Origin of the sequence: Spartinivicinus marinus, from assembly GCF_026309355.1 — a bacterium.
Taxonomy (GTDB): domain Bacteria; phylum Pseudomonadota; class Gammaproteobacteria; order Pseudomonadales; family Zooshikellaceae; genus Spartinivicinus; species Spartinivicinus marinus.
Window position 1 is genome coordinate 707,030 of sequence record NZ_JAPJZK010000001.1, and the last position, 25,464, is coordinate 732,493.

The 25,464-nt window shown below is 40.4% G+C and carries 23 protein-coding genes; 3 read left to right on the forward strand and 20 right to left on the reverse strand.

From position 1 onward, the window contains the following. Positions 1-27 precede the first annotated feature (27 nt). From OQE68_RS03465 to thiD, 9 genes are all read right to left on the reverse strand, one after another. Positions 28-1,101: a protein-glutamate methylesterase/protein-glutamine glutaminase gene (locus tag OQE68_RS03465; RefSeq protein WP_180568014.1), complete on the reverse strand. Its 1,074-nt coding sequence runs from the start codon at positions 1,099-1,101 to the stop codon at positions 28-30. 181 nt (positions 1,102-1,282) lie between these two features. Further along, a complete protein-coding gene (locus OQE68_RS03470; protein WP_180568015.1) occupies positions 1,283-1,840 on the reverse strand; it encodes a chemotaxis protein CheD in 558 nt (185 codons plus the stop codon). A gap of 10 nt (positions 1,841-1,850) precedes the next feature. Next, on the reverse strand, positions 1,851-2,366 hold the full coding sequence (locus tag OQE68_RS03475) for a chemotaxis protein CheW (RefSeq protein ID WP_180568016.1): 516 nt from the start codon (positions 2,364-2,366) through the stop codon (positions 1,851-1,853). Positions 2,367-2,372: 6 nt separating this feature from the next. Continuing rightward, complete coding sequence (locus tag OQE68_RS03480; protein WP_180568017.1) at positions 2,373-2,870, reverse strand: chemotaxis protein CheW; 498 nt, start codon at positions 2,868-2,870, stop codon at positions 2,373-2,375. Between the two features lie 28 nt (positions 2,871-2,898). Next, the gene (locus OQE68_RS03485; protein ID WP_180568018.1) at positions 2,899-5,058 is read right to left on the reverse strand and encodes a chemotaxis protein CheA; all 2,160 of its coding nucleotides are present in this window, start codon (positions 5,056-5,058) and stop codon (positions 2,899-2,901) included. 67 nt (positions 5,059-5,125) lie between these two features. Next, positions 5,126-5,488 carry a response regulator gene (locus tag OQE68_RS03490; RefSeq protein ID WP_180568019.1) on the reverse strand — a complete coding sequence of 121 codons (363 nt, stop codon included), beginning with the start codon at positions 5,486-5,488 and terminating at the stop codon, positions 5,126-5,128. A 61-nt stretch (positions 5,489-5,549) separates the two neighbouring features. Then, positions 5,550-5,855 carry an STAS domain-containing protein gene (locus OQE68_RS03495; RefSeq protein ID WP_180568020.1) on the reverse strand — a complete coding sequence of 102 codons (306 nt, stop codon included), beginning with the start codon at positions 5,853-5,855 and terminating at the stop codon, positions 5,550-5,552. Positions 5,856-6,434: 579 nt separating this feature from the next. Continuing rightward, positions 6,435-9,269 (reverse strand): DUF748 domain-containing protein, encoded by a 2,835-nt coding sequence (locus OQE68_RS03500; protein WP_180568021.1) that lies wholly within the window; start codon positions 9,267-9,269, stop codon positions 6,435-6,437. A 61-nt stretch (positions 9,270-9,330) separates the two neighbouring features. Next, positions 9,331-10,119 (reverse strand): bifunctional hydroxymethylpyrimidine kinase/phosphomethylpyrimidine kinase, encoded by a 789-nt coding sequence (gene thiD / locus OQE68_RS03505; protein WP_180568022.1) that lies wholly within the window; start codon positions 10,117-10,119, stop codon positions 9,331-9,333. A 212-nt stretch (positions 10,120-10,331) separates the two neighbouring features. Between thiD and OQE68_RS03510 the strand changes: the two genes are divergently transcribed. After that, positions 10,332-10,874: a hypothetical protein gene (locus OQE68_RS03510; RefSeq protein ID WP_180568023.1), complete on the forward strand. Its 543-nt coding sequence runs from the start codon at positions 10,332-10,334 to the stop codon at positions 10,872-10,874. A gap of 192 nt (positions 10,875-11,066) precedes the next feature. Continuing rightward, positions 11,067-11,702, forward strand: coding sequence for a TetR/AcrR family transcriptional regulator (locus OQE68_RS03515; protein ID WP_180568024.1), 636 nt, complete (start codon positions 11,067-11,069; stop codon positions 11,700-11,702). 301 nt (positions 11,703-12,003) lie between these two features. On the opposite strand, the gene putP is transcribed toward OQE68_RS03515, so the two are convergent. From putP to OQE68_RS03555, 8 genes are all read right to left on the reverse strand, one after another. Further along, positions 12,004-13,545 (reverse strand): sodium/proline symporter PutP, encoded by a 1,542-nt coding sequence (gene putP, locus OQE68_RS03520; protein ID WP_180568025.1) that lies wholly within the window; start codon positions 13,543-13,545, stop codon positions 12,004-12,006. A 384-nt stretch (positions 13,546-13,929) separates the two neighbouring features. Beyond that, the gene (gene putA, locus OQE68_RS03525; protein ID WP_180568026.1) at positions 13,930-17,097 is read right to left on the reverse strand and encodes a bifunctional proline dehydrogenase/L-glutamate gamma-semialdehyde dehydrogenase PutA; all 3,168 of its coding nucleotides are present in this window, start codon (positions 17,095-17,097) and stop codon (positions 13,930-13,932) included. A 273-nt stretch (positions 17,098-17,370) separates the two neighbouring features. Next, positions 17,371-18,138, reverse strand: a complete 768-nt coding sequence (locus OQE68_RS03530; protein WP_180568027.1) for an AraC family transcriptional regulator — start codon at positions 18,136-18,138, stop codon at positions 17,371-17,373. 166 nt (positions 18,139-18,304) lie between these two features. Then, on the reverse strand, positions 18,305-18,571 hold the full coding sequence (locus tag OQE68_RS03535) for a PilZ domain-containing protein (protein ID WP_180568028.1): 267 nt from the start codon (positions 18,569-18,571) through the stop codon (positions 18,305-18,307). A 155-nt stretch (positions 18,572-18,726) separates the two neighbouring features. Beyond that, the gene (locus tag OQE68_RS03540; RefSeq protein ID WP_180568029.1) at positions 18,727-19,224 is read right to left on the reverse strand and encodes a GAF domain-containing protein; all 498 of its coding nucleotides are present in this window, start codon (positions 19,222-19,224) and stop codon (positions 18,727-18,729) included. 10 nt (positions 19,225-19,234) lie between these two features. Then, entirely contained in the window at positions 19,235-20,596 is a 1,362-nt protein-coding gene (locus OQE68_RS03545) for a class II 3-deoxy-7-phosphoheptulonate synthase (protein WP_180568030.1), read from the reverse strand. Between the two features lie 192 nt (positions 20,597-20,788). Continuing rightward, positions 20,789-21,166, reverse strand: a complete 378-nt coding sequence (locus OQE68_RS03550) for a hypothetical protein (RefSeq protein ID WP_180568031.1) — start codon at positions 21,164-21,166, stop codon at positions 20,789-20,791. A 174-nt stretch (positions 21,167-21,340) separates the two neighbouring features. After that, positions 21,341-21,634, reverse strand: a complete 294-nt coding sequence (locus OQE68_RS03555; RefSeq protein WP_180568032.1) for a hypothetical protein — start codon at positions 21,632-21,634, stop codon at positions 21,341-21,343. Between the two features lie 621 nt (positions 21,635-22,255). Here OQE68_RS03555 and OQE68_RS03560 point away from each other — a divergent pair. Beyond that, on the forward strand, positions 22,256-22,456 hold the full coding sequence (locus OQE68_RS03560; protein ID WP_180568033.1) for a DUF6316 family protein: 201 nt from the start codon (positions 22,256-22,258) through the stop codon (positions 22,454-22,456). 325 nt (positions 22,457-22,781) lie between these two features. On the opposite strand, the gene OQE68_RS03565 is transcribed toward OQE68_RS03560, so the two are convergent. The 3 genes from OQE68_RS03565 to OQE68_RS03575 all read right to left on the reverse strand — a co-directional run bounded on the left by OQE68_RS03565 (position 22,782) and on the right by OQE68_RS03575 (position 25,463). Continuing rightward, on the reverse strand, positions 22,782-23,546 hold the full coding sequence (locus OQE68_RS03565; protein ID WP_180568034.1) for a substrate-binding periplasmic protein: 765 nt from the start codon (positions 23,544-23,546) through the stop codon (positions 22,782-22,784). Positions 23,547-23,633: 87 nt separating this feature from the next. Continuing rightward, complete coding sequence (locus OQE68_RS03570; protein ID WP_180568035.1) at positions 23,634-23,972, reverse strand: hypothetical protein; 339 nt, start codon at positions 23,970-23,972, stop codon at positions 23,634-23,636. A 318-nt stretch (positions 23,973-24,290) separates the two neighbouring features. Then, the gene (locus tag OQE68_RS03575) at positions 24,291-25,463 is read right to left on the reverse strand and encodes a cation:proton antiporter (protein WP_180568036.1); all 1,173 of its coding nucleotides are present in this window, start codon (positions 25,461-25,463) and stop codon (positions 24,291-24,293) included. Between the last annotated feature and the right edge of the window lies 1 nt (position 25,464).

The window sequence follows — 25,464 nt, forward strand, 5'->3', positions numbered from 1 at the left end:
ACTAGCCAGTCTAGTTATTACAGAGAGTTACAGGTTGATAACCAGTGATGGCTGATATAGTGAAGCCACTTCTTTGGCAATATCATCAAGCCCCAATGTCATAATGGCGGCATCCATGCTCACAGCAGCCCCAGGCATTCCCCATACAACACTGGTAGCCTTATCTTGCACAATTGTCATTCCACCCTTCTGCCTGATTGCCAGCAACCCTTTTGCTCCATCCTCTCCCATACCTGTCAATAAAATACCTAAAGCATTTGCACCAATATTCTCAGCAACAGAATAAAATAAGCTATCAACAGAAGGCTTATGTCGATTAACTGGCAAGGAGTCATCCAGCACCGCCTGAAGAGACAAACGACTTCTTTTGACAAGTAAATGCTTGTCACCAGGAGCAATATAAATATGACCTGGCTCCAGTTTAGTCATACCTGTCACTTCTTGGACCGGTACTGGTAACAACCTGTCTAAACGTTTTGCATAAGAGCTACTGAAAACTGGTGGCATGTGCTGCGTAACAACAATAGGTGGACCATGCAAGGATGAAGACATCACAATCTCTTTCGTTGCTTCAGTTCCTCCTGTTGAGGCACCAATGGCTATTAGTTTTATTTGCTTTTGCAACCTCAACTTAGATAAATGACCAACTGTATGCCTTTTTTGAATAACACCCTTATTATCCTGCTTCTTATTGAGAGCACTTAAATTAACTAAAGATGCCGCTTTAACTTTATAAATGAGCTGCTCTGTAAATTCATCAAATACTTGTGGATCAAAAGGTTTTGCTAAATAGTCACAAGCACCTTTTTCTAATGCTTTAAACGTATCGTCAGCCCCTTTCACTGTTTGAGATGAAACCATAACAACAGGCATTGGTCGCAATTGCATTAATTTTTCTAAAAATGTAAGGCCATCCATTTTTGGCATCTTTACATCCAATGTAATCACATCGGGGTTATGGCGTCTTATTTTCTCTCTTGCCTCATAAGGGTCTGCAGCAAGATCTACTACCTGGATTCTCTTATCTAGCTCCAACGCGACCTTTAAGAAGTTACGCATGGATACTGAGTCATCCACACAAATTACCTTTATAGGTTTCATAATGCTTCCAAAATAATTTTATTTTTTCTCTAAACAACCCTTATATATCTTTCTGAAACATTTACAAGTGTAAAAAAAACGACATATACTTAAGTTGAAGGCTTGTTTATGCACATTAATCAAAAAAATAAAGCATCATAGTTACAAAGCATAAGAGCTATTTGTAAAAAGCACAAAAGCCCTACACTTGATATACGGAGGACAACTCTCTGATTTTCACTACTCCCGTTCTTGACTCAAAAACAATTTTTCGTGCATTATTTCCAAACAAATGAGAGGCAATTATAGGAATTTCCGCTTCTTTCAAATAACTGATCGCAAACTCAGCGTTGATTTTACCAATATCAGACATATGCTTTATCATTTTTGCACCACCAAATAGCTTAGCTTGCAGATTATGTAAATGTGCTCCCTTTTTCAGTAGTGATTCAATCAGATAAAACATAGCAAAATTGCCATACCGCCCCATTAGCATACGCACAGAGGATTGATTAACACTAATCGATGACAATTTTATTTGTTTTTTTGCTTCTGGTAGCATGAAATGGTTCATGCCTCCCACCTTAGCAATCGGGTCCCATAAACAAGTCGCAACACATGAGCCAAGTATTGTTACAATGTCTTCATGCTCACTACTACTATATACTTCACCTGGTAATAATTTAACAACTTTAACTTCAGCGGCCTCCTGACAGTCCATTTTCTTTAACGAGTTTGGTGTTGACCGTTCAACTACCATAGTATTACACCTAGTTGGATAAAATTTTTGCAAAATCTATTAGCACTATTATATTCTTGTCAACCGACACCATTCCTGAAATAAAGTCGTTTTGCTGATAACAAGTAAGATTGTCTATAGAGCGATAGTTATCTTTTGTCACACGATAGACATCTGCTACTGCATCAACAATTAAACCACTGTAAATACTATTGGTAAAACCTGCCATCTGTTGTTGAATAATAATAACAACCGTTGTATTACTATAGTCAGCTTTTTTTAGCCCCATTCTAGTCCTCATATCAACCACCGGGATTACTTTCCCTCTTAAATCGATAACCCCCTGAACAAAAGCTGGTAAGTTGGGGAGCTCTCGTAATGGTGACCAGCCTCTAATCTCCTGTACTTTTAGAATATCAATACCAAACTCGTTTCCATCAAGAATAAAAGATAAGAACTCCCAATCTAACGGCTCATTATACAAATCATTTGAACCTGATAATCTCTGAGTATTTTCCGATACATTATATTGAGTTGAATAACTCATTTCTCTTTAGTTTCCGATTGTAAATTTTTTCAATTCAAATAACTTCTCAGTTGCCAGTACAGTTGCAGTTTTCTTTTTAATATTAATCATCCCGCTGATTATATCTGCTGAAACTTCCCCTTTAACCGGCAAAGCACTGGTTAAAGCACTCTCAGCCACCTTCACAACATCAGCAACCGTATCAACCACAATCCCCATAGTACGACTAATTGCTCCCTGTTTAATACTTAGCACAATAACAACTGTAGTAGAGGTACACTCTTTACTCCCTATACTAAAGTGTAAGCGAAGATCCATCACAGGAATAATCATTCCTCTTATATTGATTAGCCCTTTAATATAATCAGGTGCATTTGGTATTAACGTTGGCTGTTCCCAGCCCCTAATTTCTTTCACTCGTAATATATCAACTGCATAAAGTTCATCAGCTAAGGTAAAGGTTAGATATTGTATGTTGTTATCTGCTGTTAATGACTCATCATATTCCCTTTTCAGTTCACTCATGAATAACACCTGAAGTTAATATTCAGTTTTAAGCTGCGCATGGCTTAACAAATAGTTCATCAGTGATTAATCTGATCAAGCCAGAAATATCTAAAATTAAAGCTACCGTGCCATCACCTAAGATTGTAGCACCAGAAATACCTGGTACTTTGTCATAGTTAGCTTCAAGGTTTTTAATGACAACTTGTTGCTGGGCTAAAAGATCATCTACAAGCAAACCAAATTTATTCCCTTCTGCTTCAACCACAACCAATAAAGCACTTGTTAAATCAGCCTTAACAGGCGTTATATTTAATAATTCATATAGACGAATAATAGGAATATTTTCTTGACGTAGCCGATATACCTCAAGCGCACCAGATACTTGTTGAAGAGCATCAGGTATCATTTGCAGTGACTCAACAATTGTATTTAAAGGAATTACATAAGTTTCACTGCCCACTTTCACTAACTGCCCATCTAAAATAGCTAAAGTCAATGGTAGAGAGATTTGAAATCGACTAAAACCACCCTGTTCCGACTCTACGGTTATATTCCCTCCTAGGCTATAGATATTTTTTCTCACTACATCCATACCAACACCTCGGCCAGAAACATCTGTAACAGTTTTTACTGTAGAAAAGCCTGGTTCGAAAATTAATTCAAATATCTGAGCTACAGATAAATGTTCAGATGACTTAATTATCCCTTTTGTTTGTGCTTTATTAAGAATAGCTTGCCGGTTTAAGCCTGCCCCATCATCAAAAATGTCAATGACAATATTCCCACCACGGTGATAGGCAGACAACTGAATGATACCAGTTGCCGGTTTATTAGCTTGTAATCGGTTTTCTGTGGTTTCAATACCATGGTCTAAGGCGTTTCGAACCAAGTGAACTAATGGATCTACCAGCTGTTCCATAACATTTTTATCAAGCTCAGTTCCTTCCCCTTCAATTTTTAAGTCAACTTTTTTACCCAACTGGTTTGACAAGTCATGTACAATTCGAGGAAAACGATTGAAAATAAAACTAATGGGTACCATTCTTATCTGCATTACACTCTCTTGCAGCTCTTTCGTATTCTGTAATAGCTGGGCAAGCCCTGATTGTAGTCGCTCGATACTACCAAGAGCATCTACAGAAAGCTTACTACCCAGCTCAGATAACATTGACTGAGTAATAACCAGCTCTCCCACCAAGTTAAATAAATGATCGATTTTCTCTACATTCACTCTAATCGACGGGTTGCTTGTGTTAATCGCAGAAGGCTGTTCTTGCTTAACCGTTGCTAATTGTTGGGCTTGACTATTTTTTTTATTGACCTTTTCCGGATTTATCCCTACAAAAGACCAGGAAGATGTATCTGGTTCTGTTTGCTTAACCTCTTGCTTAATGACTTCTTCTTTTTGCAAAGGGGCAATGGTTAATTGACATTCATCAGCTATCCACTCAAAGACTTCAAGAATAGTTGACTTTGTTATTGCTCCCTTTAGCTTAATATACCATGACAAAAAACAGTCCTCTGGCTCAATAAACTCCCAGTCAGGCAACTGTTTAATGTTAGTTTCTACTGTTAGTTCAGCCAGTTCAGCCAGTTCTCTAATAAAACGAATGGGGTCATTACCTGTTAAAAATATATGTCGACAGGGAATAAAAATAATTTCCCACTCATTAACCATTTGCTGCTCTTCGCTATTATGCTCGGTTTGAAGCGTTTGCTTTACCCCATCGTCACTATGGTGAATAGCGAGGTCAAGTAGTTCACTCTGAGTATTTATTGTCTGGATATCGGTTTGTTTATCAATAAAACTATGGGATTGACTGTTAACAATATTTCTCAATAGTGTAATAACAATCTGTTGATCTGCTAAGGGACTTTTATTTCCCTCTTTTCTCATTTCAACTATTTTATACACAGCATCAACTGCCGTTAACATATGAGCAACATCTTGTTGTAAAAGTTCCCTTTTACCTTCCCTGACCAAATCAAGAGTAAACTCCAGCTCATGGGTTATTTCTGCAATATCAATAAAGTTAAACGTTGCAGCACTACCTTTTATCGAATGAGAAGCTCTAAAAACATGATTTACAATTTCTTCATCTATCGAGGCATTACCAAATGACAACAAGCCTTGCTCGATAATATTCAAGTTCTCAATACATTCTTCAAAAAAAATCTGATGAAATTGTTCAACATTGATTGTCATGAACCACTCACACTGTGTTTAATTTATATTATGCTTATTGACAATCTAACTTTTACTTTTTATATAGTTAGTTTAATACTCTTTTGATGATTTTTATTAGTGTTGTAGGCTCAAAAGGTTTTACTATCCATCCAGTAGCACCGGCCTGTTTACCTTCATTCTTCTTAGCTCCCCCCGATTCAGTCGTTAACATTAAAATAGGGGTAAACTTATAACTAGGTAACTTACGCAACTCTTTCACTAGTTGTATACCATTCATTTCAGGCATATTAATATCTGATAGAACAACATCATAAGCTTTTTGCTTTGCTGCAATTAAAGCTTCCTGCCCATCACAACATGATTTCACATCATAACCAGCTTCTTTTAAAGTAAGTGTGACCATTTGTCGCATAGACACTGAGTCATCTGCGGTTAATATTTTCACCATAATAATACCTTTGTAGCTTAAGGCTAATTGCCCTCAATTAAGCTATATCACCTACTTAACATCAACTAGCTTTTTTAGATGCTATATATCCCTTTTTTGAGCTTAAACTAATTCCTAATAACTCAAGCGTACAAATAACTACTGGAGTGGCATTAATAATTTGGAAGGTTTTGTTTTGCTTAACATACTTCTGTTGACAGGCAATAATTAATTGCAAACCAGCGGTGTCTATCGATTGAACTTGACTACAATCAACTATTAATGAATCATTTTGTTCTATATCTTCATTTAACTCGTTATGAAGTTGTTCTATCTGCCTTATATCAACAGACTCACCCAGTGTAATAGTACCGCTTTTTGCCTCCATGCAAACCTCTGTTTTCAATAAAATGAGACAACACATTACATAGTATGTATACCCGTCGCGAATTATTTTTAGGCTTTGTTATCGTCGCTCCTCACCCCAGCCACCTATTAATATAGGCTCATGGGGCTTCGTCACTTGATGGCATCACCTAAAAACCCTTCGCATTGGGTATATTATACTTCTTTATAGCACAGCAGGTCGTTTTTTGTACGACACTTCAAGAACAGCAGGTCCGGCTTATACACTTCATGATAAATATCTTTACTATTTTTTTACATCTATATGTGAGCTAGATTGTCAGCTTATCGTATCATGCAGATGCTAGTGGTTCATGTGCAAAATAAGGTAACAGTTTTCAAAACCATTTATTTTCTGGCAAGGCTCTTTTTTGCAGGCATAGAGGGCCTACGTCAAGAAAAAGTTACGCAGCCAGAGGGTAAATGGAGAAGAAGCTGTTACCTTATTTTGTACATGGACCACTAGACTAGAAAAGTGGCGAGAAAGAGTTAGAAAACACCTAGATAAGTCTCAGTAAGACTAACAACGTAAAAGCCAGAAAAACTGGCTATTACTAAAGTGTTAAGGGGCATTAATTGTTAGAATAGAAGAAATATCGCCTTTGACTTTTTCTTTAACTTCTTTAACTTCAAGCCGGTAAATTCTATCTTTTTTAATGCTCCCCTGCCGTATTATATATTCACTAATCGCTTTAGCTCGTTGTTTAGCTAGATTAGTTAAGTCTCTATCAACAACTTGAATTGTCCCAGCATATAAACGTGTTAAGAAATCAATACTCATAGAGTCATTTGTAATAATGCCTGCTTGATCTAATTGTGCACGTAACCACTGTTTCTTTTGCTTAGCTGATACGCTTTCAATTTTACCTAGACTTTTTTCAAGCTTATTCAACATAATACTCTGTACTAAGGCTGGTTTATCCTGCTCTATATCAAACTGCCCTTCAACTTCCAAAATTAAATTAGGTCGCTTTTCTAATAGTTTAGTGATGGCCACAAGTTTTTCTTGCTCTGTTTTAGGTAAGTCTAGCTTACCTGGCTGAAACTTAATTAAATTGACATCTTCTCCAGAAAAATTGACTATACCTCCCAGCAAATTAAATGGTGAAGCAGCAATACTTTTAAACAGTTTAAAAACAGCTTCTCTCACCAGCTTCCCATATTTAACATCTGGTTTACTAAAATCTCCTTTAACAGGTACATCTAATGCTATGTTTCCTTTACCATCTTCTAGCAATGCTAAGGCTAATTTAACTGGAGCATCTACAGCGTCCTTACTTGCTGTTTTCTTACCTAATTTAAGTTTATTTAAAGTCACTTTATTATCTGACTGCAAGTTGAAGTCTTTAACATTATAATAAAGTGTTGCCCCTAACTTGCCTCGCTTTACTGGATAACCTAAGTATTTCAAAGCATAGCTACTAAACATAGGTAAAGACATATTATTGACAGCAAATTTTACCGAAGCGAGTTTTCTAGGGTTTAATGGTATTAATTCACCTTCTATTGTTAAGTCCGAATCAGCTATTAACGCACTTAATTGCAAATTAGATTTTTTCTCTTCACTGGATAACTGCTTTATATTTCCAGAAATCTGGTTCAAGTTAAATTCTGCAATAGGCGATACGGTAGCATCACGAAAATCTAGCTCTCCTGACTTAATCTCTAGCAAACCAATAAACCATTCCCATGGTTTAGCAGTCGGTTGTTTGTCAACAGTCTGCGTAGTTTTTGGCTGCGCAGGGAATAAAGAACTAAAGTTCCAGCGCTGTTCTGGTTCTCGTTGCAGGAACAGATCAGGGGTATCCAGTATCACCGCAGAAACATTAAATTTATTTGGCAGTAAAGATATTCCTGTGAAACGTAATTGCTTACCTTGCCCTATAACTTTACTGGTATTGGTTTGCTTTAATAACCAGTTATCCCACTGGAAATCTCCAGCAATCTGATAGGGCTCTGCTTGATTGTTAGGTTGCCATTCAGCTTTTATTTTTGTCGTAATCGTTCCTTTTAGTTCTGCAGCAATAAAAGGCTGCCAATACTGCTGGTAATGCCCCACTGTAAACTGTTCAAGCTCAACTGAGCCTTCTACCTGCAAAGGAGTTAAGCCAACTTTACTTTTTAGCTTAAACTTTCCACCTGCTGCTAGTTGACCATTTGCCGCTACTTGCAAGGGTTGTTTTTGGTTGTTATGCCATGGTTTTAGTGACAATTTAGCGAGCTCTAACTGGTGCACAGCTTCTGGCTGTATACTTAAGTCTTTTAAAGTAAGTTGACTGGATTTAACGGTCCCTTGTTGCCAACCAATTTGCCAAGGTTTAGTCACTGTTTGCTTACTATTACTGTCATCAGCTTTAGGTTTTTTATTTTTACTTGGATTTTTTTCTTGATTTTTGGTTTGAAAAGCAGTTACCCAGCTCAATTGCCGTTGTTGATTAAGCTTTCCTTGCCAGGTTAGCTTTTCCAATTGCCAGTCACCCAAATGCAATTGATTATCAGGCCATTTTAAATGGCCATCATTAAGGGTGAAACGGTCAAATGTCAATGAACCTTGGCCTTTTTTAGCAAGCTTCAAATCCAGTTGACTTAGTTCAACGCCTATTTTTTCCAGGGTGATAGCTAATTTTTGTTGCAACTTTTGCACATGAATGGCAGTTTCAAACTTACTCAGCTCCCCTTGTTTTAGCTTAATGGGTAGTGGTTGTGGAAGTAGCTCTACTATGGTTGGAATATTAATGTGTTGTATTTGTGCTTTTCCTTTCACAGATAAAGGCGCTAAAACAGTTTCACCTTGCCAGGCAAATAAGCCTTTATTTGCTGTTACGAAATCCAGCTTGGTTTTAAATGGTGCTAAAGAATCACTGGTCAAATCTTCCACTAAAAAGTTAATATCTTTCAACTGATATTGAATAGGGTTACTATTTTTATAGGCTCTATAGTGAATAGTTCCCATTTTTATAACCGCTTCTTGAACAGCAAACTCTACTGGTTTTTGCTCTGTGGTTTCTGGTGTTTTATTTTCAGGCAGCCTTATGGATTCAAAATTCCACTTCTTCTGATTATCTTGTTGTAGCCATACCTCTGGCTCCTGCAAAGCGACCTGTTCTATAACAATACGCCCCTTGAAAAGCTGCAACATGTCCAGGTCAGCGTGTAATTCATGCCATTTTAGGAAAGGAGACTGTTGCTGCTTAATAACACCTTTTTCTATAGTAACAGTCCCTGTGATTGGGTTTAGCCAAATATTATTGGCAGAATACTTAACCCCTAATTGCTCACCAACAGAAGGAAGCAGCCATATATTCAAGGCCCAAGGAATAATAAGACATATCAATAATAATAAAATACAGACCGTAACAGTAATGCCACGAAATATACTACGCGTTTTGGATATCATTAATCACCCTGCTTTATTCTATACCAGCTCACCTATACTACCTTGGTCTCCTTTACATTGACTATGCAGGAATCCCAAAAAGGTGATTAATTGAGCCTTTTGACGTATCAAATTTCAACTCATTACTGTGATGAATAGCTCTTGTCACCCACGACTTTGCAGAGCGAATTGCTTCCAGCGGGCTTGATGCCTTGCTTAAGTAAACAACGAGTGCTGCTGCCAGGCTACAACCAGCACCAACGACGGGTGTATCATCTCGCTTAGCTGCTAGTTCTACGCAGCTATCTCTAGTGGCATAGCAATCAATAACAAACTCATCTGACCAGTTGCCGCCAGTAATCAGCAATTGTCCATTACCATTCTTCATTAGCTGCCAAGCCAATTGTTTCATCTCATGGAAATTACTCGGATACTGGTATTCAGCCAGCCAAATAGCTTCCTCACAATTCAAACAAGTAATGTCTGCTTTTTTCATTAGGTTAAATACATTACTTCTTACTTTCTCAGCCGCTAACCCATGCTTGTTATTCAATAGCCCAAACCCTGGAGCAAAAACCCATTTCAACTGGTGCTGTTCGGATAACAATTCACCAACTTGCTGCGCCAGGATTTCATTTCCTAACCAGCCTACCTTGCAATATTTGATGGGAGTTGTTGCCAATACCGCTTCTAACTGGCTAATGACAATATCGTTACTAAGCGCTGTATATAGATCAGTTTCATGAGCGGTAATTGCAGTGACTACAGAGGTACTATACGCTCCCAGTGCCGTGAACGTTTTTACATCCGCCTGAATGCCAAACCAGCCCACCGAGTCTGAAAGTGAAATTGTTAATACATTAGTAATCATAACTAACCCTAAAAATCACTCACGGAGGGTATATAAAGTTAAACATAGGAGGGTCAGAATAAGTCTGCTAGGTCAGTTTGCAATATAGCGGTTCTTTGTTAACAAGTTCTTGTCATTCATAATGTTCATCAACTTCCTCATAGGTGTTTATACTTACTATTAGGCTTTTCGTGAATTCAACGGACTGACTGGCACAAAAGAAGGAAGGACTTATGAAACGTCTCTATTACCTTACCAGCAATATTGATAGCGCTGACCTAATATCGGCTGACTTACATAAAGAAGGGGTCAGTGACTGGCGCTTTCACATCATGACAAAGGACGAAGCAGGCTTATACCATCACCACTTGCATGGTGCGACGCCTTTCCATCGCTATGATATTATTCACCGCGGTGAGCAAGGAGCCCTGCTTGGTATTACAGCAGGGCTGATTGCTAATTTAGTGCTGTTATTAACTGGCATGGTTGATAGCTTGGGGCTTTTTACCATGCTCCTGTTAACCACTGTATTTGCTATGTTTGGCGCCTGGGTTGGAGGTCTGGTTGGGCTAGCACACGATAATTACAAAATTGAACGCTTTAAACCAGAACTGGCGAAAGGCAAGTATTTAGTGATGGTAGATGTGAAAAAAGCTGAAGAAGAAAAGGTTCGCGTTGCAATGAAACGCTATCACCCTGAAGCAACGTTACTAGCAGCTGACTCACCTTTCTCCAATCCTTTCGTCAACCGGATAACAGCAAAAGCCTCTAACTAACACCATATAAACTAACAGTATATAAATAGAGCCCTGCTTGATTTAACCGGCAGGGCTACCAGCTAAGCCTAGATATTTTATAAGCGCTTTATTTTTCAATACCTTTATTTCACAATAGTTGATCATCTCCACAATGTGGTGCTTCATCAATAACACCATCTGTATCGCAACGACAAGCAACTTGATCTTTTGATGGAAAAAAACACTTACCATCACGGTAATTTACGATCAGCAGTATTAGCTGCTGCACTAACCCGTCTTATCTCTGAAGGCCCAGAAAAACTGAGTTTACGTGGACTTGCCCGAGATGTTGGGGTATCAGCGACAGCCCTCTACCGCCACTTCAGTGACAAAGACACCTTGTTGGTTACCCTGGCTAAAGAAGGCTTTGACTGCTTAACCAAGGCAGTTATCGCGGCTCAACAGCAGGCAGATGGCCCCGCAGAATCACTTTTAGCTGCTGGACAGGCCTATGTTGAATTTGCTTTAACCCACCCCCAGCAGTACCGACTGATGTTTGGCCGCTATTTTTGCGGAGAGAATACTGACCCACCCGAAGCATTAGATACTGCAGCCAACCAGGCTTATCAAGTACTTGTCAGCATTATTGAGCAAGGGATTGCAGCCAAGCAATTTACAGCTAAGCCCGCCAAAATGCATGCTGTTGCAGCTTGGTCTATGGTGCATGGTTTAGCATCATTACTCATTGATGGGCTACTAACTAACTCTCCAGGCAAGGCCATTAACCTTTCACAGGAAGAGCTTGGCTCATACATTGAGGCAGCAACTGAAACGTTTTTACATGGGATGATGGTAAAGCTTAGCTAGGTCAGTCTGCCAGTATCAACAGAGAGATTAACAGAGTCTTCATCCTGATTAGCTTGACTGCGCTAGAGGCTGTTCTAGGCTAATAAATAGAAGCATTAAGTTGAATAGAGCAGTGTTAAAAAGTCGTTATCAACAACTAGATAGAATTGAGCATCAGATAGGTGATATTGCTCTATGGGTGGTTACTTTTGGGGCAATTGGTTTGTCCCTTATTCTGCTACTAATGTAGTAGACTTCAGCCCTTGTCTCGGCAAGGGCTGATGATTATTTAGCAATTGAAAAATTCAGTTAAGATCGATTTTTAGTCAACTGCCAAACTGCTTTTTACATTCCCTTTTCCACTAACATACAACTGGTTTTCCATTGCATTGAACTGTTTGGTTACTTCCTCTTCAGGCTCTTTTGTTGCCAACGAAGTTACCACAATCGCTATTGTTGCTAGAATGAAGCCCGGAACGATCTCATATAAGCCAAACAACTCAAACACATCACCACTTAGCTGCTTCCAGACTACAACAGTCACACCACCAACAACGATACCAGCTAAAGCCCCTTGCCAGTTCATTCGCTTCCAAAACAGAGCCAGTATTAAGGTTGGTCCAAATGCCGCTCCAAAGCCTGCCCAAGCGTAGGAAACCAGATCAAGTACGCTGTTGTTTTTATCCATAGCTAAAGTCAGGGCAATAATGGCAATTACAATAACGGCTATACGCCCAACAGCAACCACTTGCTTCTGCGTTGCTTCTTTATTAAATAACGCTTTATAGAAGTCTTCTGCCAGTGCAGAAGAGGAAACTAACAGCTGTGAGTCTGCTGTACTCATGATGGCAGCAAGAATAGCCGCTAATAGAATGCCTGCAACCACAGGGTGAAATACAGCACCCACCAAGTGCATGAAGATTTTCTCACTATCAGCTAATTGTGCGCCGCTAGCATCCAAGTAGTTAATGCCTGCTAGACCAACTAAGGTTGCTCCTACCAGAGAAAGGAAAGTCCAGCTTACCGCGATCCGACGAGCAGTTGGCAAGTCTTGGTTAGAACGAACAGCCTTAAACCGGGCCAGAATATGAGGCTGACCAAAATAACCTAAGCCCCACGCAGCCAGGTTAACAATAGCCAATAAGCTCAGTGCTTCCCCTTTATTGTTATTCAATAAGGTTAATAACTCAGGGTTTTTCTCTCTAATAGCTTCAATTGAAGCCTCAAAACCACCAGCATCTTGCATAACAACTAATGGCACAACAATTAAAGCAGCTGCCATTAGCAAGCCTTGTACTAAGTCGGTCCAAGATACCGCCAAGAACCCACCAAATAAGGTATAAGAAATAATACAAACGGTGCCAATCACCACTGCAACTTGGTAATTTAAGCCAAAGACTTCTTCAAACAATTTACCGCCAGCGACTAAACCAGAGCTGGTGTAAAACAAGAAAAATAACAAAATAAAAAACGCCGAGACTGTTTGAGTCAGCTTGGTTTTATCCTGAAAACGGTTAGCGAAGAATTCTGGTAAGGTCAGTGAGTTATTGGCCACAATGCTATAAGTTCTTAGGCGTCTGGAAACAATTAACCAGTTAAGCCAAGTACCGAGTAATAAGCCCCCTGCCAACCAGATTGACTCTAAACCTGAACCCAAGGCAAAACCAGGCATACCCAGCAGCAACCAGCCACTCATATCCGAGGCACCTGCACTCAGTGCAGCAGGCCAAGGCCCCAGTGAGCGTCCTCCCAGAAAGTAGTCAGTTGAACTCGATGTGCGCTGATAGGCCCAGTAGCCTATCCAGAGCATCCCCGCTAGATACACTATAAAAGTTGCTAAAATCGTAAGGTTTTCTGTTGTCATTAAAATATGCCCCATTACTAGTGGTGCCTCACGGCACTATTGTTATTCTCCTGGTGCATCCTTGCTATTAAGGAACGCGCACGAAATAACTTACAGTTTTGGCTCCAATCCATCCCGCTTGGTTGTGTTGCAAAAACTTGACATAGGCCCACTATGCCTTCTTTTTTGCGCCTTGCCAAACGGGCGCCTTGGAACAAAAAGCTAACAAGTTATTTAGTGCACGTCCCTAAGCAGCTTGACTCAATTGCAGAGTAGCTCCTTGCTAAGCCCAATAATATTGAAAGCCTAAGAGCCTTCTGGGCTAAGAGATAAATTAAAAGCTAACTGGTAGCACATTGTACCTTCGCTATATCAGACTGTCACAATGTACTACCAAACCGACTCCTAAACAGTTTCACTTGCTAATGACAGCAAGCTTGCATTACCTCCTACCGCTGTGGTGTTAATTGTGCGCACTTTTTCAGTGGCAAATCGGTACAAGTAGTGTGGGCCACCCGCCTTTGGCCCAGTACCGGATAAGCCTTGCCCACCAAATGGCTGAACACCGACTACAGCCCCAATCTGGTTACGGTTGACATAGACATTACCCACATTCACTTTATCTGCAATGTAATGGGTTAATGCCTCATTTCGTGAGTGAACCCCCAGTGTCAAACCAAAACCTGTTTCATTAATACTATTGATTACTTGATCAAGCTGTGAGGCTCTATAGCGCACTACATGCAGTATTGGTCCAAAGTTTTCTTTGGTAAGCTGCTTGATACTTTCAATCTCGATAGCTGTTGGTGGTACAAAATAGCCACTCATATCAGGCAGGCTGGTCTCTGCAATCAACTTGGCCTGCTGTTTCATCTGGCTGATATGCTGTAGTAGCTGCTGCTGAGCCTGTTGGTCAATCACTGGGCCCAGGTCAGTGGATAGTAAACTGGGGTCTCCCACTTCCAGCTCAGCCATTGCCCCCTTCAATAAATCTAAGATGCGATCAGACACATCCTCCTGAACAAATAGCACCCGTAATGCAGAGCAGCGTTGACCGGCACTGGCAAAAGCAGAGTGCACAACATCGCTCACTACCTGCTCAGGCAATGCCGTGCTGTCCACAATCATCGCATTTTGACCACCAGTTTCAGCAATTAATGGCACAATCGCGCCTTGACGAGCAGCTAACGTACGGTTAATCAGTTGCGCTGTATCTGTTGAGCCAGTAAAGGCGACCCCTGCAATTGTTTCTGCAGCAGTCAATGGTGCACCAACCTGGGCTCCATCACCCGGTAGCAATTGAATCACTCCAGCAGGAAAGCCTGCTTCCAGCATTAACTGTACTGCTTTGAATGCAATCAGGCTGGTTTGCTCAGCAGGTTTGGCGATTACTGTATTACCCGCTGCTAATGCGGCAGCAATCTGTCCCAGAAAAATAGCAAGTGGGAAATTCCAGGGGCTGATGCAGACAAATACCCCCCTCCCCATTAAGCTCAACTCATTGGACTCGCCTGTTGGGCCAGGGAGTACTTGAGGCTTATCAAAGCGTTGCTCAGCTTGCACAGCATAGTAACGACAGAAATCAACCGCTTCTCTAACTTCGTCAATCGAATCCTGAATCGTCTTACCTGCTTCACGGTGACACAAGGCAATAAGCTCTGCGAGATTGGCTTCCAGTAAGTCAGCTAATTGCTGCAAGCACTGCGCTCTTTTGGCAACCGGCTGATTGTTCCAGGTAGGAAAGGCTTCCTTAGCGACGGCCAGAGCCTGCTTGACTTCCTGTTCCGTTGCCCAGCTTACTTCTCCCACCGATTCACTGATGCGATAAGGGCAAGAAACTGCTTTACTGTTGGTGGTTGTCACTACCTCACCGTTGATAATAGGCCCAGCTTGCCAAGAGCGGTTCATATAGTTGCGAATTTGCTCAGCCAGAGGCTGCCATTGGGACTCAATTAAAATGTTAATGCCCTTTGAGTTTCGCCGCTCATTTCCATAAATTCTGGGAGGAGTTGGGATTCGTTCATTAGCGAGACAAGCATAGGTTTTTAATGATTCCAGCGGATGTTTCGTCAGCTCAGCAACAGGTGTTTTTGCATCGACTAAGCGGTGAACAAAGGAAGAGTTGGCACCATTTTCCAGCAAGCGGCGTACTAGATAAGGCAATAAATCTTTATGGGCGCCAACAGGTGCATAAATACGCACAGGTACCTGATGACTTTCTAAAACAGCTTTATATAATCCATCCCCCATACCATGCAGGCGCTGAAACTCATATTCTCGCCCATTGGCCATGGCTAAAATAGAAGCAACCGTATGGGCATTATGGCTGGCGAACTGCGGATAAATCTTACCCTTGGTCGCCTCACTCAATAAAAATTGAGCACAGGCTAAATACGACACATCTGTGGCTTCTTTACGGGTAAAAACCGGGTAGCCTTCGGTGCCTAATTGCTGACAATGTTTAATTTCGCTATCCCAATAGGCACCTTTAACCAGCCGTATTGGAATAATATCGCCTTGTTGTGCTGCCAAACTATTTAACCAGCATAAGACAGGTAATGCCCGCTTAGAGTAAGCTTGCACGACTAAACCAAATTGCCCCCAACCTTGAGTAGCAGGTTCCCGGTAGAGCTTTTCAAACAGTTGTAGCGAAATTTCCAACCGATCTGCTTCTTCAGCATCAATAGTAATGCCTACTGATTTCTGTCGAGCCACTTTAATTAACTCAATGACAGTATTAAATAATTCTGTCATTACCCGCTGCTCATGGCTTTTTTCATAGCGTGGATGCAGTGCAGATAGTTTTATTGAAATCGTTGGAGGAGGTGTTTTATCGTTACCATAGGTTTCAGCCCCCACTGCGTTTATAGCCGCCAAATAATCATTAAAATATTTATCAGCATCGCTTTTAGTGAGTGCCGCTTCACCTAACATGTCGTATGAGTAGGTATACCCTAAATCACGATTTTTTCGGCTATTTTTTAATGCTTCCTGAATCGAGCGTCCCAGCACAAACTGCTTGCCCATGATTTTCATTGCCTGATTCATTACCTTGCGAATCACAGGCTCGCCCAATCGATTGACCAAACGATTGATAATGCCAGAAGGACTACCATCTTCATTACTATCCATGGCTGTGACTTTGCCAGTAAGCAACAACCCCCAGGTTGATGCATTGACTAATACCGAGTCACTTTTTTTCAGATGCCGTTGCCAGTCAGCCACACTTAATTTGTCTTTGATTAACGCATCCGCTGTATCAGCATCAGGGATACGCATTAAAGCCTCTGCTAAACACATCAGCAGAATACCTTCTTTGGTATCAAGGCTATATTCCAGCAGTAAGGCATCCACCATATGAATGGCATCATCTTGTGCTCTTACCTGCTCTATCAACTGGCGAGCCTGCTCCGTCGTTCGTTGAAGTTGATCTGTGGAAGGCTGAGCTATTTCTATCAGCTGACTTAAATATTGTGCTTCCTCAACCTGATAATGAGGTGAAATATAAGCCTTTAACTGCTGGGGTGGTAAGGTATAAAAGTCTGACTTAAATGCATCAGCAGCATTGAACATGTACGGTACCCAATTAGTATAAAAATCTTTTATTACCAACAGCCCCTAACCCAATAGGGATATCTGTCCTGCTTCAAATAACGGACGGGGTATAGACTGAAGGATTGCCTGAATTTGTTATTGCAATTAATTGTTATAGCAATTATGAGTTGACGGGATAGTCTAACCAGGGGGAAGAAATAGGATCTTGCAAAAAACTAGGCTAAATTTGCAAAAAACTATGAATCACCTGCAATTTGTATAATCTGTCACCACTATATAATTTCATCAAGGCTATGAACCTTGTTGATGTAGTCTGAAAGCTTTTGGGGTATATCCCATCACCTGTTTAAATGCTCTGTTTAAAGCACTCTGATGACAAAAACCCGTTAAACTGGCAATCTCTACTAAAGGAAGCTGGGTTGTTGCCAGCAGTCGCTCGGCTTCTTTCACTCGTTGTTTAATCACATACTGAAAGGGTGTTAAACCTACTTGTTGCTTAAAAATTGCGTGAAAGTGACTAGGGCTCATGCATTGGTCTTTAGCCAGTTCAAAAATACTAATTTTTCGTGACAAATTGGTTAAGACAAACTTATTCAGCCGGGAAAGCTCAATTTTAGCGGATGGTTGTGATTTAAATTCTATTGTTTGACTGGCATGGTACAAGGCATGAAGAAAAGCTGCCGCCAAATGGCTTGCTAGCAACTGGTCTTCAGGCGCCAATGCAAATTGCTGGACACTCACATGAACCAGCTGCTGAAGCGGAGGGGTTAGCTTTTTATAGCCAGGGTGTGCAAACAGTTGATCAATCACCTGGGGAGAAACCCAGTGTTGGCTGTCTTGTGTAGGTACATTCAAAACCAGGATTTGATTGTTATCATCACCCGCAAAATCATGAGGCTGATTAGCTGGCACCAAGCAGCCAAATTGTTGCCCTAATCGGTTAGCCACCCCCCCTACTTCAAACAGAGTATCTCCATTAATACCAACAACAAGCTGATGAAAAGGATGAGAGTGGTTTGCGGGCTTTTGTGGTAGCTTTTTTATTGCAACTGTTTGCATATCCCCCCCTTTAATTAAAGCCTGAACTGACTGGTATGAAACCTTCGAAAGAAACTAAGCTTTTACTCCAATTTACTTCGTTTGGCAATGCAGGGGCTATCAGCTTCTGGTAAAACTAAGTAGATAATCAGCGGACAAAAATGATTGAAAGTTGAGAAAAGATTGGCTACTTATCTAACATTCTCAGCCCAAAGCCTTCTGGCTCTTGTCTTACTACTTCCATAGTACATATAGGAGCGGGTATGGGTAAGCCTTGCACCTGGACTTTAACTATTGTTCCTAGAGGAGGAATACTGTCTTCTTCAGCCAATAAAAATATGCCGCTATCTGAAATATCCCGGGTTTTTAGCGTTATGCCTTCATCACCGTTACTCATTAACTTAATTTGTAAGGTAACTTTTGTCCGCTGATGGCGTCTTTTTTCGTCTGACATTGATTGGCTAAACTGTTAGCTACACGCAATAATACTTAGAATAGTTCATATTCCTTTAGCTAATCATAGGAAATTAATTCTTAGTATCTTCGTTTATCTTCCTTGCTGGCATTAAATACCACTAGATTGTGGTATTTAATTAATAGCTATTTTAGCTATATCAATGACTCAATATAACTAACAATAGCTAACAGCCCCTCTTGGTCCTGTTCATCAAATCGATCAAACACAGGGCTGTCGATATCCAGTACAGCCTTAACCTGCCCTTGTTTTTTCAAGGGCAATACTATTTCACTATTTGTATTAGCATCACAGGCAATATGCCCAGTAAAATGGTGGACATTTGCCACTCGTTGCACCTCACCGGTTGCGGCAGCAACCCCACAAACACCTTTGCCTACTGGGATTCTGATACAGGCTGGCTTCCCTTGAAATGGCCCCAATACTAACTGGTTCCCTTCATTTAAATAAAAGCCTGCCCAGTTAATATCAGTCAACTGCCAGAACAGCAAGCTGCTAATATTGGCAAGGTTTGCGATGATATTAGGCTCGCTCTGGGTGAGAGACTTTACCTGCTCCAGTAGCTGCTGGTATGACTCTGTTTTATTGTTCTTATCATTATCAACTGATGAGAGTGGTTCTAACTGGAACATAGTGTTGCTCTTAGTCTGCTTGCTGTCGACAGGACTTTAATGTTTCTGCAATTAGGAAAGCCAACTCAAGTGATTGATCTGCATTAAGCCTTGGGTCACAATGAGTGTGATAACGATCACCCAAGCCTTCTTCTGTAATGGCCTGAGCCCCACCAATACACTCTGTCACATTTTGCCCAGTCATTTCAAAGTGCACACCACCGGCATAACTTCCTTCTGCATGATGCACTTGGAAAAACTCTCGTACCTCTTGCAGAATCTGATCAAATGCCCGGGTTTTAAAACCAGAACAGGCCTTGATTGTATTACCATGCATGGGATCACAGCTCCACACCACATGACGCCCTTCTTGCTGAACTTTTCTAATTAGAGCTGGTAATCCATCAGCAACTTTGCCTGCTCCCATCCTAACAATCACGGTAATTCGGCCAAGCTCATTTTCTGGGTTTAACTTGTCTATTAACTGAATTAGTTCTTCAGGCTTCAAAGTAGGGCCTGCTTTTACGCCAATAGGGTTTTTAACTCCTCGTAAAAACTCAATATGTGCCCCCTCTGGTTGGCGGGTTCTATCACCAATCCATAACATATGTGCAGAACAGTCATACCACTCTCCAGTAATACTGTCTTGCCGAGTCAGTGCTTCCTCATAATTCAGCAGTAGTGCTTCATGAGAGGTATAAAAGTCTGTTTCTCGAATGGCTGAGCTGGTTTGTGCTGTAATCCCACAAGCAGCCATGAATGACAACGTTTCATCGATACGTTCAGCGAGATGTTGATAACGCTCTTTTAACGCACTATTTTTTACAAACCCTAAATTCCAGCGATGTACTTGATGAAGGTCAGCCAAACCCCCTTGAGCAAAAGCACGCAATAAGTTTAATGTTGCCGCCGCCTGGTTATAGGCTTTGAGCAGTCTATGCGGATCTGGTATTCGCGCATCTTCAGAAAACTCAATTGCGTTAATAATATCGCCTCGATAACTCGGCAAAGAAATATCGCCCTGAGATTCCATATCAGCAGAACGAGGCTTTGCAAATTGCCCAGCCATTCGGCCAACTTTGACAATTGGGCAAGCTCCACCAAATGTCAGCACAATGGCCATTTGCAGCATCACTTTAAAGGTGTCGCGAATATTATTAGCATTGAACTCAGCAAAGCTCTCCGCACAATCCCCCCCTTGAAGTAAAAAGGCCTTACCTTGAGCAACATCGGCCAATTTAGTCTGTAATGAGCGAGCTTCTCCAGCAAATACTAGTGGAGGATTTCGCTTAAGTTGAGTCAAAACAGACTCAAGTGCCTGGGGGCTTGGGTATGCTGGCTGCTGTTTAATGGGAAATTGCTGCCAACTACTGGGAGACCACTGCTTCGCCATGCTGTAAACCTATAAAATCTTGCGAGCTAATGAAAATAATATATAAGTGCTTCATTAGAAAGCCTTTTTAGACAGACTTCAAGCCCTGACAAAAGGATAAATCGAAGTAGAGGGTTAATTAGTGGCGGGCAGAAGCAGAAGCAAGCAAGTTACACAGTTCCCTTGTGTTTTGCTAGGAGGGATACACAACTATTAAGTGCTCACTTTAATAAGGTCAACGGTAGATTCTAACTCATCTAAAAAGAAGCTAACTAGCTGGCGCCGAGTAGGAAAACAGTTATGGGTTTGATGATAGGCTTCGATTAAACGACTAATTTCCAGCTTAGACGTTTTGCCTATATTAAAAGGAATAACATTAGCTATGCTATAAAACTCACTTGCTGATGTTATTTGTGTATCACCCTGTTCTATTTTGTTTAGATATTTTTCTTTTAAAGACTGAATCTTATATTTTAAAACGGCAAGTTGTTGCTCAGGCATTAGAAAGTCAAATGCCAGCGCTGCTTTTTCATTACCTTTGGCTGCCATTGAGATTAATTGGGCATAGTGGGCAACATCAAATTGGTCCATAGCAATCAAAACTCCATAGTTACTATTCGGATCGACTGTAAAGCCCAATTAACAATATCTAATAGCAAAACACAAATAGACTATGCGTTTTCTTGACAAAAGTTTAAATAAAATAAATACAACTATAGCGATTCATTATAAAAAACAGCTAATAACTACCCGCAAAAGATTATGTTATTTTAAAGCAACCAGATCGATTTTACGGCTGTATAAATCCTGCCACTGGGTTAGCGAAACCCAGGTTTCTCCCGCGACAGGGTCTCGATAAATCCAACCATTACATGTGTAGCTAAGTTCTCTTAGCTTTTTAATATGTGCATGAGTCAGCGTTAATTGCCCATATTGAAAGGGGCCAATGACTATTGCATGCCATAATACAAACTCCAGGTGCTGAAGCCGCCCAGCAGGATATGCCAACAAAGCCAGTTTATTCATGTAATCTGCAAGCTCTTTAGCTGCGGCCTCCATAGTTCTCTGCCTCACTTTTTCTTCATTCTTTCTACATTGTACCCTTCGCGACTGATTTTTAAGGTTTGTTGTCTATGTCCCTCCCCTCAATCACCGATTATTTATAGGCTCATGGAGATTCGTTACTTGACGGCCGTCCCTAAAAAAATCATTCACCTTGGCTATAAGTTTAGGAATACTCGAAAAAAATTTCATACCCCTTTTGTCATACATAGATCAAAGAGCCCCTACTTTTTTAGTATAAAGAAGATAAAACGCTATTAAATGGGTTTAGCATGAAATTATTAATAACGATATTTCGTCAGTTAAATGTAGTCCATAAAAAATCACCATTTATCCTTGCTCCCGTGCAGCGCTATTTATTTTTAATAGGAGTCTATTTTTTATAACTCAAGCAACTGTCAATTTTTTACACACATCCCTTTTAAATAAACAGAGTTTGTATTGCTCTGATCACTCAGGGTAGTCACTTTACAAATAACGTAAAAAAACAACAACAGTTGGCGTAAATTATGCTTAGTTTAAGGTCGATAGTCCTCTCCCTTTTATGTGAGGCATAAATAGTTCATACCTGGAACTGAAAACGACATAGGATAAATATCCTAAGAAAGGAGCAATACAATGAGAACATTGCGGCTTAACGAAAACGCCTTTTTTGGTAGACGATCAGAACGCTTCTTTCGACAAAAAAGTATTTGGTTTTTCAAAACGAGGGAAGGTATTGACATAGGCCCCTTCAAAAATATTTATGATGCTAAAGAAGGCGCCAGTGATTACATTGACTTCATTACTCAAATCAAATCAAAAGTGTTAAAGTTTTAGCTACAGTGCTAACAACACTGATAAGTATACTAAGGCTGTAGCCTAGCGGTTCATGCATAAAATTAAGCAATAGCGATAGTCATGTACGCTACTGGCTATTGCTATGCCTGTAGGCCATAAGAACGCTTAGTGTTCTATTAGGTAGACTAGTACTAAAATAACACCCAACACCAGTGTTTCAATCATTATGTAAACTCATCTATCACAGCCCCTACACCGACTTAACTCTTGGTCGCCCAGCGTAGTACAACTAAAGGAGTACAAACCAAACAGGCCGCGAATTGTATCACAGTTGTGTTTAAGCCTGCAAAGCTGAATTAGCTGATCACTTAAGTCGCTTTATGCCCTCCTCACTATCAGGACTTGCAATATCAACAATAGCTGTATATTTTTCAAACAAGTTTTGATAAGTACCATCAGTCAATAACTCAAATAACACCATATCAAATTTAGGAATGAGTGTGCTCTTCTCTGAACGCTTAGAGAAGGTTAAGTAAGCAGGTCTAGCTGTTAACGGCACAGAGAGCGCAGTTATTTGAGGTAAGTTAAGTTTTTTTAATAAGTACGCTCCCACATGACGATTAACCAGCACCATATCAACTCGCTTAACTGCAAGTTTTTCAAAGTTCTGCTTAAAGTCATTGACAGGGCTAACTGTAAACCACTGTTTATTGAGTGCCTCATCAAACTCTGGCGACGTGGTGAAGTCCGTCACTAGCCCAATATTAAGCCCTTTCAGATCTTCTAGCCTATTAAATTGAAACGGACGGTCTTGGTGGATAAAGAACACCAACGATGATACATGAAATGGCACATTAGTATAGTCCATATAAGTTAACCGCTCTTCCGTTCTAAAAGCAGCAATCATACAATCTAAATCCCCTTTTTTAACCAATGCCAACATACGGCTCCAGGGGAATAAATTCAGTTTGGTTTGAATATTTAACCGCTTGCCAATCTCATGAAACAGCTCAACCTCTATTCCTTTTAATTCTCCATTTTCAATAAACCCAAAAGGAGCAAACTCATTCGTACCGCATTTTAACGTTTCGATTGTTTTAGCAAGTACAACAGGTGTAGCACTAAACATAAAACAACTGATGAGTAAGCAGCTTATCTTCTTATGCAAGTACATTTACTCATCCCATACAGCACTCTCAATAACCGTCCGCGAAGGTCACACTGCTAGCTGCTCTAGAGCGATAAAAGCAAACTCTTGGTCTGAGGCAGTGCCTTCAACATCACCTGTTTTTACCAACATCTGATCACAGTCTATAGACACCACTAACGCATTAACTTGAGTGCTATCTCCCATAATAGAAAAATCCGTTCCTCCAGGTTGATACACAGTAATAACTGCAGTAGGTGGTGATTGAAAATGCTGCTTAAAGTGAACCAGATACAAGCCTTTTGACTTTTTTGAACTACTACGAATGCCACCAGTAGGATTGGTAATAATGGTACCATTTGGACTAATCCGTCCAGCAATAACTCTTACACCATTTCCTGAAACCATCTAACTTCTCCAGAATACAAATAAACTTATCTATGACACCCTCAAAACTCAACAACACCCTACATAATAGGTATATTAAGAGCACTACTAGTAAGAATAGCCAATTAACACATAACTGAAACTTAAATTAACGTTTTGCTTGTATAGCAGTAAATAAGCACTCAAGTTATCAGCCTGTGTACAATATTTGTATTGACAACAAGACTAATAAGCAGCAGCGAAGTGTAGCTCAGTCTGGTAGAGTATTGTCTTCTGAAAGAAAGGGGCGCTGGTTCGAATCCAGTCACTCCAACCACAAAATTAGTACCACTAGATCTATCAGCCACTTTTATACAGTCGGCTAATTCCTATTCGGGTAAAAATGGGGCCGATAATTTCAAAAACGATCGTACCTGCAATGGTTAGTTGCAATAATGATTCCCCTATTTCAGAAAAATGTTGTTTGGCTAATAATGCCAACCCCAGTGCTACCCCGGCTTGTGGTAATAAAGACAGTCCAACCCACATTGATTGTTGGGTGCCAAGGGTAAATGGTTTGCCTCCCAGCCAGCTGCCCATTAAACGCCCTATTACCCTTAATGTTAAGTAAGCAACTCCAAACACGCCTATATTTGCAAGTTCTGAAACATCAAATGAAGCGCCAGCTAATATGAAAAACAGCACCATAAAAGGCCATTCAATTTCTTCAATAGCATGAAATGGCCTGGTGTGATGATAGGCTAAGTTTGCTACTGTTACTCCCATTACAATAGCCGTTAACAAATAAGACACATTTAACCACTGAGCAATACCACCACATAAAAACACCATGCCCAGTGCTTCTATTAAAGTAGGTTCCCCAGATTTTATTCTTCCAGTTAAAAAAGCCATAGGAATACCTAATAGTGCACCAATGACAAATGCTCCACCTAAATCCCAAAGGGCATGCATTATAATATCTAGTATCTGCGGATTACCTGAAACTGACTGACACAACACTAAAATAAAACTAAAGAGTAATAATCCCCAAGCATCATCAATCGCTACTATGCCAAGTAATACTTGAGTTGTTTTGCCCTTTGTCTTTAACTCTTTGACTACTTCACTCACTGCCGCAGGATCTGTCGCGGTTGCAACACCTGCAACCAATAAAGCAAAAATTAATCCTGTATTTAAAAGCCACATACCAATAAATACAATTACTGCTGTAATCAAAGTGACAATAGAAGATATAATCAGTATCTCCCTACCATTTTCCTTTAAAAACCGGCCTGCTAATTTTTCTCCCAATAAAAACCCTACCATTAACAACGCAATATTCGTTACCAATGGAAACCAGTCTTGAGTAAAGGAAGGTAACAGCGCTAGTCCAGAAGGCCCTACCGTCAACCCAAATACTAATAATAAAGTTACTCGAGGCAAGTGAGTTTTACGGCCAATAACATCAGTTATTAGCCCAAGTAAAAACAGGATACCTAATACCGCCAAATGGTTATCAAGTATGGACATCATA